Raw genomic sequence first — 15227 nt, 5'->3', positions numbered from 1 at the left:
CTTCCTATTAACGTTTATCCAGATGTGCAGCAATTTTATTGCCGATAGCTTGTAGTGCAATTACCATTAAAATCAGTAATCCCACGATAAATACAATCATGCCTGTATCGTAACGGTAATAACCGTAACGAATGGCTAAGTCGCCTAAACCGCCACCGCCGATCATGCCAGCAGCTGCGCTATAAGACAAAATACTGATGGTCAGTACGGTGATACTTAAAACCATACTGGCCCGGGCTTCAACGAGCAACACGCTTACTAAAATACGCAGTGGGTGCGCCCCCATCGCGGTTGCAGCTTCAATCATCCCAGTTGGGATCTCTTTTAAATTTTGTTCAACCAAACGAGCAAAGAAGAAAATCCCAGCAATGGTTAAGGTCACCGAGGCGGCGACAGGCCCAATTCCGGTACCTGCAATAATTGAGGCTAAAGGACTTAGAGCAATCATTAAAATAACAAATGGGAATGCTCGCATCAGGCTGACTAATGCATCCAATTGGAAATACAATTTGGGGTGATAGTACAAACTGCGATTTCCTAATGCATACAGTGCCATGCCAATGATGGTCCCAATAATAGTTGCCAGGGCTGTTGAGATCCCCACCATCACGCAGGTCTGCCAGGTTGCTTTAAGAATATCATCATGCATGGACCAAATATCTGATAGCCATGAAGTGATTACTGCATCAATCGCCATTATAGAGCCTCCTGGATCAAGCTTTTTCCTAGTTCTGAGCTTGGTTGCAACTTGCCATTAACTACTGGCAATGTTTCAACCAATTTGCCGTGATTAAGCAGGGCCGTACGATGGCAAAGTTTTTCTAAAACGGCTATTTCATGAGTGACGATAACAACGGTCACACCAAATTCCTGGTTAATGTTCTGCAGGCAGTCTAAGACACTTCTTGTGGTGAGCGGATCAAGAGCTGAGGTTGGCTCATCGGCCAAAATTACTTTAGGGTTGGGCGCTAAAGCCCGAGCTATCCCAACGCGTTGTTTTTGTCCACCAGAAAGCTGCGCTGGATAGTGATCGGCTCTATCCGATAGGCCGACAATGTCTAAACATTCTTTTACGCGTTGCGCAATTTTAGCCGCTGGGGTACCAGCAACCTTAAGTGCAAATCCAATGTTGTCAGCGACAGTTCGATTAGCCATTAAATTAAAATGCTGAAACACCATACCAATTTTTTGACGAGCTTGACGAAGTTGACCAATCGGCAATTGAGTTAGCTCCTGATCGGCAACAAATACTTTACCTTCATCGGGATGCTCTAAAAGATTAATGAGCCTTAAAAGGGTTGATTTTCCGGCACCGGAATAACCCATCAGGCCAAAAATTTCACCTTGATTGATGGAGAGTGAGACATTGTTAACTGCACTTAAAACTTGCTTATTTTGTTTGTAGTGCTTGCTAACACTTTCAAGCGTTATCATAATTCTTTGGTTTTCTGTGTTTGCGGGGACACACATTTAAGCGGTTGGGCTCTAGAGTGTCAATGCCAAAAAGGAATAAACTTCATTAAATAGGCTATAAGAGTAAGATATTTCTTTAAAAGAATAGAATCATTTGTAAATTATTAGAACAATATAATATCTGTATAATACCGAATAAAATCAACATGAAGCCAAAATAGTAATGTTGAACTACCATGTCGAAACTTCAAATATCCGCGAGATCGCCAATATTGGGTTGGCTAAATAAAGTTATTTATCAGCAAATAAATTTATTCAAAGAATAAGTTTTGGTAAATATATTAGGCTGTTAAAAAATTAAAACTGTCATTTATCGTAATGTTCCAAAATTTACGTTTATAAATAAATTAAAAACCAGTTATTTATGCTGTCAAGATACAAGGTTTAGGATGTTCCTGTAGTGAGGTAACTATGTTTGAAAAACAAGTTGTTAACATCTAGGATACGTAACTATTTCTTTTATCGAGCAAATTGCGGCTACGGGGTGATTTGCTTAAGGGGCTGAAATGGCGAAAGATACCATTGTTCTTGAAACACCAACCGCATCTAATCACGTATTGTTACATTCTTGCTGTGCACCATGTTCAGGGGATGTGATGGAACGAATGGCCAACGCCGGGATAAAATTTACCATCTTTTTTTACAACCCTAATATTCATCCTAAAAAAGAATATTTGATCCGCAAAGAAGAGAACATCCGGTTTGCCGAAAAGCTAGGAGTGCCATTTGTTGATGCTGACTATGATGTGAGAGATTGGTTTGAGCGTGTAAAAGGATTGGAGTGGGAACCAGAGCGCGGAGCTCGCTGCACCGAATGCTTTGATATGCGTTTTGAGCGCACTGCGCTATATGCTCATGAGCATGGCTTTGACACATTCACCAGTTGTTTGGGGATCTCTCGCTGGAAAAATATGGAGCAAATTAACAACTGTGGGTTGCGCGCTGCCAAAACGTATCCAAACTTGCATTATTGGACATTTAATTGGCGTAAAAAAGGTGGGGCAAATCGCATGGTCGAAATTGCGAAGCGAGAGCGTTTTTACCAGCAAGAATACTGCGGTTGTGCGTATTCGCTGCGTGACACTAACGACTGGCGTCAGCAAAATGGTCGTGAACCGATTCAAATTGGCGTTCAATACTACGAGTAGAGAGTTTTATGGACTGTGAACAATTCAATCTATTTTGCAGCACATTCCCCGCGACAACCCACGTTGTGCAGTGGGGAAACTCAGATGTTTGGAAAGTTGCTGGTAAAGTTTTTGCGATTGGTTGGCAAAGTAGAAACGCCCAACCTGCATTTACATTTAAAACCAGCGATCTTAATTTTGAATTTTTGCGTGAATATGATGGATATATTCCAGCGCCTTATTTTGCAAGTCGCGGTCTAAAGTGGATAGCACAAATTGAAACATCAGGTCCTTTAGACGATGATTTAAGATATTATTTATCTCAATCTTATAAAATTGTGGCATCAAGTTTGAGCAAGCGTAAGCAGAACGAACTTGGGATAAGCCCATCGTTAAGTTGAAACTATTAGACAGAGCGATGGTTCAACTATTTTGATGCCATGCTCAATCACGCTTAATCTGCTATATGATTTAAGCGATAAACGGCGGTGTAAAATGGTCGGTGGTACTAAGGCGGATTTATCCAGCACTAAACGTTTTTGCAGGCAATAACGACTACGTAGCAAAACGTTTGCCTTGCTTAATCCGCCTCAGATCAAAACTAATCACAAAAGCTTAATTGCCACAGCATTGGACTGCTATTTCTCTTAGATAAAAACCTGCGCCTAGCAAACCAGGGTTATGATGCATAATGACATAAACAGGGACAGGGCGTAGTAAGTCGCTCTGTTTACCTTTATCTTCAAAGCCCTGGCGAAACCGTGATTGTTTCAGGAACTCGATAATTTTCGGAGCAATGCCGCCAGCTATGTAAACGCCGCCCCAAGTATTAAGCGATAGCGCTAAATCCCCACCAAATCTTCCCAGATAGCAGCAGAAAAAATCCAGAGTATCAATGCAATCTTGGCAACTGCCAGCAAGTGCAAGTTCAGTAATTTTGGCTGGATGGTCATAAACAGGTGTGCGATTGCGGCTAAGTATCAGTGCGCGGTAAATATTGACGATTCCTTGGCCTGAAATTAGGGTTTGTCCTTCAACATCTTCAATCATTTTGAACAACTGGGTGAAGACCGGTAATTCGTCTTTATGCAGAGGGCCTGTTTTCGCATGACCTGTTTCGCTGGGTAAGACAATGTATTGGTCATTGACGGTGGTTGTGTAAGCCACTCCAAGCCCTGTGCCTGGTCCGTAAATCACATTTGGAGAACCTTTTAGTGGTTTATCGCCACCTAATTTAACTAAATCTGAAGGCTCAAGCATTGGCAAAGCATATGAGATCGCTTCAAAGTCGTTAATAACAAACAGAGCATCCAAAGCGAGCTCTTGTTTAAGCTCATCGACATGAAATTGCCAAGGCGTATTGGGCATATTGATGTAGCCATCTTTAATTGGCGCGGCAATGGCGATGCAGGCTTGTTTAATCTTGCAGGATACGCTGCCAAGATAGTGTCGTGTAGCATCAGCAAAGCTCGCAAAGTCAGCGCCAGCTAAAACATCAATGTGAGAAATTGCGCCATTTTGTTTATCGCAAAGTGCAAAGCGGGCATTGGTTCCGCCAATATCTGCAACTAAGGCATATTGAATCATTGTGAATGACTCCAATCTAGATAATTAATATTCAATGTAAAACCAACCATCCCCAGTGATTTTGGGACTCATTGGATGGTTTTCGTTATTGCACTGGTCGATTGCTTAAAGTTAGTGCCATTTGTTTATTCAAAAGATAGGGACGCAGATATCCAACGGTATTTGAAAGAGGCAATACACACTCGGGTAAATGAATGTGCAGAATGTCGCATAGATAATCTCGCCGCGCTGATATTCGAGCCCAAAGCTCGGGATAGGCTTGTCTAAGCGCTTGGCGTAATTGCTCATCAGCTAGCGCCACGGTGTCTTCAATGCTTGCCCCCGCATAACCTGCAACTGATGGAATGATATCAATCTGCAATAGCATGCCGCTGGTAAGCTTTACCTCTGAGTCGGCACTAATAGCAGAGCTAAGCCACTCTTCATCAGCAACAAAATGGCCAGGATTAAGGTGCCAGTGATATTTTTGGCGCGGTAAAACTGCATCAATTAGCAGATAAAGCTCTTTTCCTGTGATGCCCAACTGAAGGTTTTCGAGCCAGTGGATGACTGCATTGTAGTAAGGCTTAACAACAACTTCACAGTAATCTTGAATATTTGGGGCAAGCTCGCTAGCGTTGTGAACAACATAGGCTGCACGGCTAGTTAATCCGCCTTTGTAACCTGTTGTGAGCGAAAATTTATCGCCGAGTTGAATCGCTTTATCACGCGGATAGAGCTGTGCATCATTAAATCGCTCCCCAGTGGCGGCAATTTGAACAACGCTGTTCGGTTGTCCGTCAGCGGAGAGAACACTGGCTACCATCTTCTCTGTTTTGCCTAGTTCAATTGCATTCATCGCCTTTAAAACTTGGGTTGAAGCAAGGTTTGCCCCATATTCATAATGGGCAATTTCATTGGCATTATTAGTGGTTCTCGAACCAATCCCTGGAGCGATAAACAAAGCTGTTGCATTGTGAAGTTGGCTTGAGGCAATGAGTGATTTAAGTGCAAAAACGATGAAGTAGGGAACATCAAATTGGCCATCTTGCGCGACGGTTTCTGTGCTGAAGAGCTTCCAACCAACCATACCAACGTTATGATGTGACTCAATTCCTGCGGCTTTGAATACATCAGTTAGTGGTGCATCGTGTGCCATCGGTTGATTGGGAAGAGAGAAAACGGGTGCATGCAAACATTGGCCTTTAAGTCGAGCATGAGGAACTAATTTTAGGTTTTCATTACCCATGATGTAAGTCGCTGTACCATCATCGCTTATAACGAGTAATGCCTCTTCAAAGCGAGGGATAAAGCCGCTTAAATACTCAAAGTTACTCCCGTGTTCCTTGTCGGCATAGATAACTAATTTATCAAGATGATGCGAATGCATTAATGTTAGAATTTTGCGCAAACGTTCATCAATGGTTTCTTGCGAAAGCTGCGGGCAAGGTAACTGCTCATAAATATGAGGTTCAGGAATGTTGGTTAGTTCGAATGTGTTGGCTTGAATCTGCATTTGCATTGATAGGTCCGGTTTATTCTTATCGAATTTCGCTCAGTTTTTATTATTTGCTGTTAAGTCACATTGGTTAACAGTTTTATGACAGGCTACCTGAGCTAATATCGAACTTCTAGTGCTATTGAGATGCTCGATTCAGATCTATCGATATATTGCTGCTGATCCCTGGTTTTTGTAGACTAAAGCCTATTGAGTAAGTTGATGTTTGATTAGTAATGGCTGTCGTATGATTCCAAATTTACGCGATGTTGGTGAAACCATTAATATTCTTTATGGTGAAGAGATCCTAAAAGAGGGCGTTTTGTATCGTGGCGGAACAGTGAATGCGCTTTTTGATGAATCTGAATTACCTCAAATAAAAACAATGATTAATTTGCGTACCGGGATTGATAAAGAGTTTTCGACTGTTACCCAGTTGCATATTCCAGCCGTTGACAGTGTTGAAAACTATCAAAGCACTCACCATAAGGTTCGATATTGGCTTAATCAGGTTATTTCGAGTATTTGTGAAACAAATAGGCTGCCGCTGCTTATTCATTGCAGTGCCGGGAAGGATAGAACGGGTGTCGTGATTGCCTTTATTTTGCAAGCTATTGGTATCGATGAAGCGCTTATCATTGAAGAATACCTGCAAAGCGAAGGGACTTTAAATCCAGCGGGCATAGAAACGGCTCTGCACGGATTTAGCCAGTTCGATTCATATCTTTTTGACGCCAAACACCTGATGCTACTTCAACAACTGTTATTAACTTAGTAACAGATCTTCAACTTGAGAATAGAATCAAAGTTATGCCCAGTGATGAGAATTCTCGCTAGGGAAGTATTAAGTTTATTGCCAGAGGCTGTAAGTTAGCGCATGATTTATAAAAGCAATGAGTCAACTCGATAAGCGTTAGCTATTTTAGATATCCGCTTTAGTTGGGGACAGCCGCTTATATCTGGATCATAAATACAGAGACTTTATCTACCATGCATAACTATGACGGAATCGAATATCGTTATCAGAGCTCAAATTTAGATTCGAAGTTGAGTTTGGAGCGTTTAGAAAAGATTTTAGGTTTTCAGCCATTAACTGAGAGTCTCGATTTTGACCTATCATCCTATAGCGGTGGTGTTGGAGTTGACGATAAATATGCCATTGCTTGTAATGTTACCTCGGAACAAATTGGTCAGTTTCAACAATTGAACATGATTTATTCACCTATTGATGCCATTGCTAAGCAAGAGTGGCGCGACGATTTTATCTGGTTGCTCACAGGTGGTGAAGCTTATTCAGATCTATTAACCAGTGCTGCAGCTTTTATTAATCAAGAAAAATCAGCTTTTCAGGACATATGCAGCACTGATGGGATGATTTATTTCGGTTATGGTAGCGATGTGAATCATTGGTCTACTATTTGGGGACGCAGCGGCCGATTTAACTATCTTTATAATAGTCAGGGATAGATTCATTAATAACCCCGGGTTCGCGGCACTAATCCTTTTGGCTCTCCACCATCAACCCAAGTTGTGATACTCGTTAACAAAGTTCGATAGCCTGACTCAGCTCTTGTGTCTCCAGCAATATGGGGAGTAACAAAAATTTTCGGGTGATCCCACAAACAACTGTCTACTTCAAGTGGCTCGTTTGCCATCACATCAATAATCGCTCGGTGAATGTGCCCGGAATCTAAACATTCTATGAGATCGTCAATGATTAAGTGTTTACCTCGACCGATATTAATAATTGAACTGCCTTTAGGCAATTGATTCAATAATTGTCGATTTAAAATACCATCGGTTTGCTTAGTCAGTGGTAATACACAGATTAATATATTTAATTGTGATAGAAACTGTTCGAGATGATGAGCATCGTAGCAGCTAACTCCGTGTATTTTGTGTTGTGAGCGCGACCACCCCAGAAGATTAAATCCAAATGGTCGAAGAGCTTGAATGATTTTTTGCCCCTGATGACCAAGGCCCATAAGGCCAATATTGATGGTATTAGCTGGTGGCAATTTAAATTTTTGCCATTGATGTTTCGTTTGTTGGTCAAGATACTCAAATGCTTGACGGTATAGCATTAAGACTGACATCACTGAATATTCAGCCAATTGATCGGATAAATCATCATCAATCATTCGAATGATATCGATGTGCTCTGGAATTGTTTTTATATCCAGTTGATCAATCCCAGCCGAAACAGTAAAGATGGCTTTTAAATTGGTCAGCTGGCTTAGCAGAGCTTGCGGAATACGCCACATAACGAGTATATCGACAGAAGCTAAATCAACGGTATCTTCGGGCCAGACATAAAACCGGATGTTCGGTGAATCTTGTTGTATTTGTTTTTGCCACGCAAGACCTCGGGTTGATTCTGCAACATATAAAACAGTTAACTGCGCTGCCATTGATATACCTTAATCGTCGCTGTATCCGTGATAAATAAGTGCCGCATAAGCCAATCGGCTTAATGAAATTAACTCATTCAATCTTATGATTCCAGCTTTTGTCTTTTACGCCTTAAAGCCTATCGCTGTATCTGAGTGAATCGGTGGAGTCAATTACCTATAGCTGTGGATAACTTTTTATTTCAATTTTCTACTTTGCATAAAAGTTAATATGAAAAGTTGTTTCATAACAATATATTTGCTTGAATAGCAGGTAAAATAACGTCGGTAGATTGTTGAGCAATTTGGTTTTGGCTGCGTTTACAGCTTCTTTGATCAAAAGACGTGCTCCGATTTCATTTTTTGTCTTCTCTTCGAAAGTCTTTTGTATTCAATTCGTTAGAAGATTGACCATTTTTGTGTTCACTGGAACTTCTGTAGATAAAGTTCCGGTGCAAAGTGTTGACAGGGTAGAGAGTTGTGACAATTGTTCATCTATATGAGTGATTGTTGCTGGCTCAATCTCACAAGCAAAAGGATAATTCAATGAAAGTATTAACGTTTGGTGAAATGATGTTGCGTTTAAAACCGCTTGGGTTTGAACGTATTATCCAAACCAGTGGCTTTGAAGCTGCATATGGTGGCGCAGAAGCCAATGTTGCTGTTTCTTTGGCGCAGTTACACCATGACGCTGCCTATTTAACGAAACTCCCTGAAAATCCTCTTGGAGAAGCAGCGATTGGAACGTTACGTAAATATGGCGTTGATACCAGCAAAATCTTACGCGGCGGTCCTCGCCTTGGCATGTATTTTTTTGAAAAAGGCAACGGGGCTCGTTCAACTAGCGTCGTTTATGACCGTGCTGGAAGTTCAGTCGCAACTGCTGAAAGCTCTGAGTTTAACTGGTCTGAAATTTTAGCTGATGTGGGCGTTTTCTATTTTTCTGGCATCACTCCTGCGATTTCTAGCGATTTAGAAACAGCGCTCAAAGAGGCGTTGAGCTACTGTAAAGAGCATAAAATTACCGTTGTCTGTGACTTGAACTATCGTGGCAAAATGTGGAAGCCAGAAAAAGCGCAAGAAGTTATGGCTCAGGTGATGCCATTTGTTGATGTTTGCGTCGCTAATGATGAAGATTTCGAAGCTGTGCTCGGGATCAAAGCATTTGATGGTGATTTATCGCACGGGATTGAACAGAAAGCAGATTTCTGTGAAGGGATGAAAGCAATTACTCAGCAATATCCAAACTGTAAAATTGTTGCCAGTGTTCTGCGTAACATTAATTCAGTTGAACAAAGCGACTGGATGGCAATTTTATATCAAAACGATACTTTCTATGAAACGCCTGTACATAATATTAATGTGATGGAAGGTGTTGCAGCTGGTGATGCATTTGGGGCCGGTCTCGTTCATGGTTTGGTTAATAAACTTGACCCACAAGAAACAATTGAGTTTGCTATCGCTGCTAGTGTATTGAAACTCTCTATCAGTGGTGACTTAAACTTAGTGACTGAACCGGAAATCCGTGCGGCAATGCTCAAAGGTAGTAATGCTCGCCTAAGCCGATAAGTTTTAGTTTAAAAATTAATATTGACCATAAAAAATCCGATATCAGAAATTGATATCGGATTTTTTTATTTTAGATTGATGCGGGTCAGCTGATTATGCCTGCTGACTGGTTGGTTTTTGGCGATGACGAAGGAACAGGGCAATGAGTGAAACAACGCCTAATGTCATTGGATAGATAGCCATTAATGAGACGGTTAATGGCGATAATCCAAATAAACTGCCTAATAGTAAAGCCTGAGCACCATACGGGATCAACCCTTGAACGACACAGGCAAAGATATCTAGAATAGATGCGCTGCGCCGGCCTGAAATTTCATGCTCATCAGCTACTTCTTTCGCAACACTGCCAGCAATCAAAATAGCAATGGTGTTATTGGCTGTACAGATATTGGTCAGCATCACTAAAATGGCGATCCCCAGTTGTGCAGTCCCTTTGCTCGTTCCAAATATAGAGACTAATTTGGTCACGAGTTTTTGCAGGTAATGTAGGCCACCTTGGCGACGCATTAGCTCGCTGAGCCCGCCGATCATTAGCGATAAAATGAAGATTTCCTGCATGCTGGTGAATCCTTTGTAAATATCTTTTGCAAAGGTGAGCCATGCGTAATCCATCCCGATAATGCCAAATAATCCCGCGATTAAAATACCGAGTGCCAAAACAACAAACACATTCACGCCGATAATGGCTAAAAATAGAATGAATAGATAAGGAATTGCTGGCCAAATACTGTAGTCATGAGTCGGTGCTTGAGCACTGCCACTGAGATACCAAAAAATTGCAAAAGTGATGATTGCCGCAGGTAAAGCAATCCAGAAGTTTTCACGAAACTTATCTTTCATTTCACAATTTTGTGTACGAGTCGCAGCAATCGTTGTATCAGAGATAATCGATAAGTTATCGCCAAACATAGCACCACTGATCACGGCTCCAGCCATTAATGGCGCTGGGATCCCTGCGGTTTGGGAGATCCCAACTGCAATGGGGCCAACTGCACTGATGGTGCCCATGGAAGTTCCCATCGCGGTTGCAATAAAAGCGGAAACCAAAAATAAGCCAGGGACTAAAAACCAACTTGGAATAACGCTTAAACCAATGCCAACTACCGCATCAACACCACCGGTTGCTTTGGCAACGACACTGAATCCACCCGCTAATAAATAGATAAGACACATCGTAATGATATTGTTGTGTCCCATGCCACTAATCATCTGATCGATGGCTTTATTTAATCGCTGTTTGCTTAGCAATAATGCTAGAGCTAAGGCTGGCAGAATTGCCACTGGCGATGGCAGCTGATAAAAGGCGTATTTTGTACCTAGGTGCTGAAAATAAGCACCGACACCTATAAATAAGATTAGAAATATTGCGATAGGAAGCAATGCAATCGCACTTGGCTTTGGATTGAGGTCCTTTTCTTGACTCATTTTTATATTAACCACACTAAAATTTTTCGACATTCTATCTCTATTTAGACGTTTGTCAATCTAGACGTCTAGAAATCTATATCTATTTTGGTTCAATTGCACAATAATTGGGCTTTTAATTGGTGCGGTATTTTATGAGCTATAGACTTCGGGGAAAAGGAGAGCTTTGAGGGATTATGGTAACTCTATGATATAATTATAAGTAATTTCAGAAAGTAGGATGATTTGTTATTGGTGTGAAACTTGTCCTGATAACAAAGACTCGATTTAAGTGGAAAACTAATGAGAGTCCCTCTTTATTATCATTGATTAAGAAGCTAGATGCCTATGAGTCGTAATTTGTCAGATGAACCGATTGCTCAACCTCTTATTGATTATCTCACATCTCATCATGTGTTAAGTGTTGCCGGCGTTGATGAACAAGGCGTGTGGGCCGCTAATTGTTTTTATGTCTGGTCCCATGTTGATAAAGGTTTTGTGATTCTAAGTTCTCTTAAAACCCGCCATGGCCAGATTATGCAAGATTCACCTCAAATTTGTGGCACCGTGGCAACACAAGAGCAAACCATTGCCCATTTGCAAGGAATACAATTTACGGCAAACGCGGTGTTGTTAGCGGATGAGGCACAGAAGCGAGCACGAAAGCTTTATTATAAGGTCTTTCCGATTGCCAGAGCTAAACCTGCACCAATTTGGTTATTAGAAGCACAAATGCTCAAAATGACCAATAATCGCTTGGGATTTGGGCATAAAACGATTTGGCAAAGAGCCCTCTAAATTTAAAAATTATTTTAAGATAAAAAGAAGGGCCCGGGTTCTCATTCCGGGCCCGGTTACCTTTAAAAAGGTAACGTTTTGAGTTTCTATGCAAGGAGCTTTCTTACACTTTCAGTATAGTTTAAGAGTGGACTAGATAGGCTAAATTTGGCTAAATTGTGACCATTAGCAAGTTTATTTGTTGTGATTATCACGCTCTTTTATAAAAATTCTGGCTTAGCCATTGAAAACCAACGTTAGTGACCTCAAATATATCCCATCAAATTGGATAGAAGCCAAAATAGCGTGGAGATTTGCAAATAATGGCAGAACAACACACCGAAAATCATAAGTTTAATGCGCACACTGAACAGCTGCTGCATTTAATGATTCATTCATTGTATTCCAATAAAGAGATTTTTCTTCGGGAATTAGTCTCTAATGCTGCGGATGCTGCTGATAAGCTTCGCTTCAAGGCATTAGAAAATAATGCATTGTATGAAAACGATGCGAATCTTCGAGTTCGAATCAGTTTCGATAAAGATGCTCATACCATCACCATTGATGATAATGGGATTGGTATGACTCGCGAAGAGGTGATCGATAATCTCGGAACCATCGCAAAATCTGGAACCAAAGAGTTTTTTGGAAACTTAACGGGCGATCAAGCTGCTGATTCTCAATTGATTGGTCAGTTTGGGGTCGGCTTTTACTCAGCATTTATTGTCGCTGATAAAGTAACGGTTGAAACACGAGTTGCTGGTGGTGATAAATCACAAGGCGTTCGCTGGGTTTCTGAAGGTAAAGGTGAGTTTGAGATCACCGATATTGAAAAAGCCGATCGCGGTACTCGAATTATTTTACATCTTCGTGATGATGAACAAGAGTTCCTCAATGATTGGAAACTTCGTTCTCTAGTGACGAAATATTCTGATCACATCAGCATTCCGGTTGAAATGTATAAAGAAGGTGAACCGGAAAAAGACGGTGAAGATGGCGAGAAAATTCCTGCAACTGAAGGGCAGTGGGAAGCGATTAACCGGGCTCAGGCCTTATGGACTCGTTCAAAATCAGAAGTCACTGATGATGAATATAAAGAGTTTTATAAACATATCTCACATGACTTCGCTGATCCATTAATTTGGAGCCATAACAAGGTTGAAGGTAAACAGCAGTATACTAGCTTGCTTTATATTCCTTCCAAAGCACCTTGGGATATGTGGAACCGTGATCATCAACATGGCTTGAAACTTTATGTACAGCGTGTGTTCATTATGGATGATGCTGAACAGTTTATGCCAAATTACCTGCGTTTTGTAAAAGGTGTTCTTGATTCAAACGATTTGCCGCTGAACGTTTCGCGTGAAATTTTGCAAGACACAAAAATCACCGCTAACTTGCGTCAAGCATGTACAAAACGTGCGTTGAGCATGTTGGAAAAATTGGCTAAACGTGAAGGCGATGATTACCAGAAATTCTATAAAGAATTCGGGAATGTATTAAAAGAAGGCCCAGCGGAAGATTTTGCTAATCGTGAACGTATCGCTAAGCTGTTGCGTTTTGCCTCGACTCATACTGATAGCTCAGAACCAACGGTTTCTTTAGAAGATTACGTGAGTCGCATGAAAGAAGGGCAGGATAAAATTTACTATATTACTGCCGACAGTTATGAAGCCGCAGCCCACAGTCCGCACCTTGAGATCTTCCGTAAGAAAGGCATCGAAGTGTTGTTGATGCATGAGCGCATCGATGAATGGTTGATGAACCATTTAACTGAGTTTGACGGCAAAGAGTTTGTTTCCGTTACTAAAGGTGATTTAGACCTAGGTAAGTTGGAAGATGACGAAGAGCTGAAAAAACGTAAAGAACAGGATGAAAGCGAATACGCATCCTTTATTGACCGAGTAAAAGAAGTCCTGGGTGATAAAGTAAAAGATGTTCGTTTGACTTATCGTTTAACCGATACACCATCGTGTATTGTGGTTGGTGAAAACGATATGAGTACTCAGATGATCAAACTGATGCAGGCCGCAGGTCAAAGCGTTCCTGAACAGAAATATATCTTTGAGCTAAACCCTGATCATAGCTTGGTTAAACAACTTGCTGATCAACAAGATGAACAGCAATTTGCTGAGTGGACTCAACTGTTATTACAGCAAGCTGAATTAGCAGAAAAAGGAAGCTTAGAGAATCCAGCTGATTTTGTTCAGCGTGTTAACCGCTTACTTGGTGCAGGCACGGCCGCTTAGCGCTGATTGTAAACGTGTATAACGTAAAAATCCGATATCTTAGGATATCGGATTTTTTGTATCTACAGAATTTTGTTCAAGAGCTATATTTATCGACAATCTAGCTAATTAGCCAAGACCTGAGAGAAAATATAACAGCGTATAAACACCCATAATGTCATGGCTGAGGTGGTTGTGCTTAGCAAAGAAACCGACCAATTTTAATAGCGGTGTTAGTCGCTTAGCAGTGTGCGTTAGGCGTTGTTGTATTTCTATATTCCCTGTGAGCTCTAAATAGCGTTCAAGTACTTTTGCATAAATACCTTGATCTCCTAATGAGCTTAACGAGAACAAAAATAAAAACAGATCTCGAAATTGAATATCAATCAACGGCCATTGATCATCAAAACTATCTTCAAAATCAATCGCTGAGACCATTCCGGATTCATCAATTGTATAATTTTTTATCTGCGCGCCAGCGTGATAATTTCCAGCATTATGAATTTTAGCTAATTGCTCAAGTGCCTTTAAAATGACTTCTGTTCGTTGTTCTTTATCAAGAGGCGTCTTTTTAAAGTAACTTCTAAGATCTCGGCCTGTATCAGCAAGATATAAAAATTGTTCATCGTGACCAATCACTTTCGGGACATTCACCCCAAGTTCTGCTAACAATTTTAATTTTGATGCTTCAAATTCTAGGCTCTGTTCCGCGCTCTTATTGGCAACCGGCATGAGTATTTTCATGTGGGTTAGGGCGTAAACTGAGCAATGAAATAAATTTGATTTGGTTTGTTCACAACGTTTTACCCAGACACGCTGATAATCCAGATCTAAATGGCCTATCTTTTTATTTTCAGCCCGCATTTGTTCGATCAACGGGTTATCAATGATATCTTGAAGATGTAAATTATTCTCTGGGTGCATAAAATATTATAAATATAGGAAATATAAATAGTTACAGAGGTATATCTGTAACAAAAATAAGTGTAACTTAAGAATATAGCCATTATGAGTGATTAAAAATAACGGAAAAAAGTTACAGATTGTTAAATATTTTACGCGAAAATTAAGTTCGAGTCTATGTAAACGATTATCTCAATTTAGTTGGAATATGCCGTAATTGTGTTGATAAATGGTTGATCAATGCCGCATCTCGTTCGACTTCTCCCATTTGTTCTTCGACTACATCAGCTTC

At 40.8% G+C, this 15227-nt stretch carries 14 protein-coding genes; 7 read left to right on the top strand and 7 right to left on the bottom strand.

Going from position 1 to position 15227, the window contains the following annotated elements:
• Nucleotides 1–7: 7 nt before the first annotated feature.
• Nucleotides 8–697 carry a methionine ABC transporter permease gene (locus ABTQ23_RS06200; protein ID WP_408614793.1) on the bottom strand — a complete coding sequence of 230 codons (690 nt, stop codon included), beginning with the start codon at nucleotides 695–697 and terminating at the stop codon, nucleotides 8–10.
• Nucleotides 697–1434 (bottom strand): methionine ABC transporter ATP-binding protein, encoded by a 738-nt coding sequence (locus tag ABTQ23_RS06195; RefSeq protein ID WP_408614792.1) that lies wholly within the window; start codon nucleotides 1432–1434, stop codon nucleotides 697–699. Before ABTQ23_RS06195 ends, ABTQ23_RS06200 begins: the two co-directional genes overlap by 1 nt.
• A gap of 545 nt (nucleotides 1435–1979) precedes the next feature.
• Here ABTQ23_RS06195 and ABTQ23_RS06190 point away from each other — a divergent pair.
• Entirely contained in the window at nucleotides 1980–2621 is a 642-nt protein-coding gene (locus tag ABTQ23_RS06190; protein ID WP_408614791.1) for an epoxyqueuosine reductase QueH, read from the top strand.
• A gap of 8 nt (nucleotides 2622–2629) precedes the next feature.
• Complete coding sequence (locus ABTQ23_RS06185; RefSeq protein ID WP_408614790.1) at nucleotides 2630–3001, top strand: MmcQ/YjbR family DNA-binding protein; 372 nt, start codon at nucleotides 2630–2632, stop codon at nucleotides 2999–3001.
• A gap of 214 nt (nucleotides 3002–3215) precedes the next feature.
• Here the strand turns inward: ABTQ23_RS06185 and glk are convergent, their stop codons facing one another.
• Nucleotides 3216–4187: a glucokinase gene (gene glk, locus ABTQ23_RS06180; protein WP_408614789.1), complete on the bottom strand. Its 972-nt coding sequence runs from the start codon at nucleotides 4185–4187 to the stop codon at nucleotides 3216–3218.
• Nucleotides 4188–4272: 85 nt separating this feature from the next.
• Nucleotides 4273–5682: a M24 family metallopeptidase gene (locus ABTQ23_RS06175; RefSeq protein WP_408614830.1), complete on the bottom strand. Its 1410-nt coding sequence runs from the start codon at nucleotides 5680–5682 to the stop codon at nucleotides 4273–4275.
• Nucleotides 5683–5911: 229 nt separating this feature from the next.
• On the opposite strand from ABTQ23_RS06175, the gene ABTQ23_RS06170 reads away from it, so the two are divergent.
• Together ABTQ23_RS06170 and ABTQ23_RS06165 are read left to right on the top strand one after the other, a co-directional pair.
• Entirely contained in the window at nucleotides 5912–6439 is a 528-nt protein-coding gene (locus ABTQ23_RS06170; protein ID WP_408614788.1) for a tyrosine-protein phosphatase, read from the top strand.
• A gap of 215 nt (nucleotides 6440–6654) precedes the next feature.
• On the top strand, nucleotides 6655–7131 hold the full coding sequence (locus ABTQ23_RS06165; RefSeq protein WP_408614787.1) for a hypothetical protein: 477 nt from the start codon (nucleotides 6655–6657) through the stop codon (nucleotides 7129–7131).
• 5 nt (nucleotides 7132–7136) lie between these two features.
• On the opposite strand, the gene ABTQ23_RS06160 is transcribed toward ABTQ23_RS06165, so the two are convergent.
• A complete protein-coding gene (locus ABTQ23_RS06160; RefSeq protein WP_408614786.1) occupies nucleotides 7137–8075 on the bottom strand; it encodes a 2-hydroxyacid dehydrogenase in 939 nt (312 codons plus the stop codon).
• A 525-nt stretch (nucleotides 8076–8600) separates the two neighbouring features.
• On the opposite strand from ABTQ23_RS06160, the gene ABTQ23_RS06155 reads away from it, so the two are divergent.
• The gene (locus tag ABTQ23_RS06155; RefSeq protein ID WP_408614785.1) at nucleotides 8601–9623 is read left to right on the top strand and encodes a sugar kinase; all 1023 of its coding nucleotides are present in this window, start codon (nucleotides 8601–8603) and stop codon (nucleotides 9621–9623) included.
• Nucleotides 9624–9716: 93 nt separating this feature from the next.
• Here the strand turns inward: ABTQ23_RS06155 and ABTQ23_RS06150 are convergent, their stop codons facing one another.
• Nucleotides 9717–11081, bottom strand: a complete 1365-nt coding sequence (locus tag ABTQ23_RS06150; protein ID WP_408614784.1) for a Na+/H+ antiporter NhaC family protein — start codon at nucleotides 11079–11081, stop codon at nucleotides 9717–9719.
• Between the two features lie 294 nt (nucleotides 11082–11375).
• Here ABTQ23_RS06150 and ABTQ23_RS06145 point away from each other — a divergent pair, with 294 nt between their 5' ends.
• Entirely contained in the window at nucleotides 11376–11825 is a 450-nt protein-coding gene (locus ABTQ23_RS06145; protein ID WP_408614783.1) for a pyridoxamine 5'-phosphate oxidase family protein, read from the top strand.
• A 302-nt stretch (nucleotides 11826–12127) separates the two neighbouring features.
• Complete coding sequence (htpG, locus tag ABTQ23_RS06140) at nucleotides 12128–14053, top strand: molecular chaperone HtpG (protein ID WP_408614782.1); 1926 nt, start codon at nucleotides 12128–12130, stop codon at nucleotides 14051–14053.
• Between the two features lie 108 nt (nucleotides 14054–14161).
• Here htpG and ABTQ23_RS06135 read toward each other — a convergent pair whose 3' ends face one another.
• Nucleotides 14162–14956, bottom strand: a complete 795-nt coding sequence (locus tag ABTQ23_RS06135) for a phosphotransferase (protein WP_408614781.1) — start codon at nucleotides 14954–14956, stop codon at nucleotides 14162–14164.
• Between the last annotated feature and the right edge of the window lie 271 nt (nucleotides 14957–15227).

The organism is Celerinatantimonas sediminis (assembly GCF_046054195.1).
Taxonomy (GTDB): Bacteria; Pseudomonadota; Gammaproteobacteria; order Enterobacterales; family Celerinatantimonadaceae; genus Celerinatantimonas.
The sequence above is the reverse complement of the archived record's forward strand: the minus strand, read 5'-3'. Positions and strand labels throughout refer to the sequence as shown.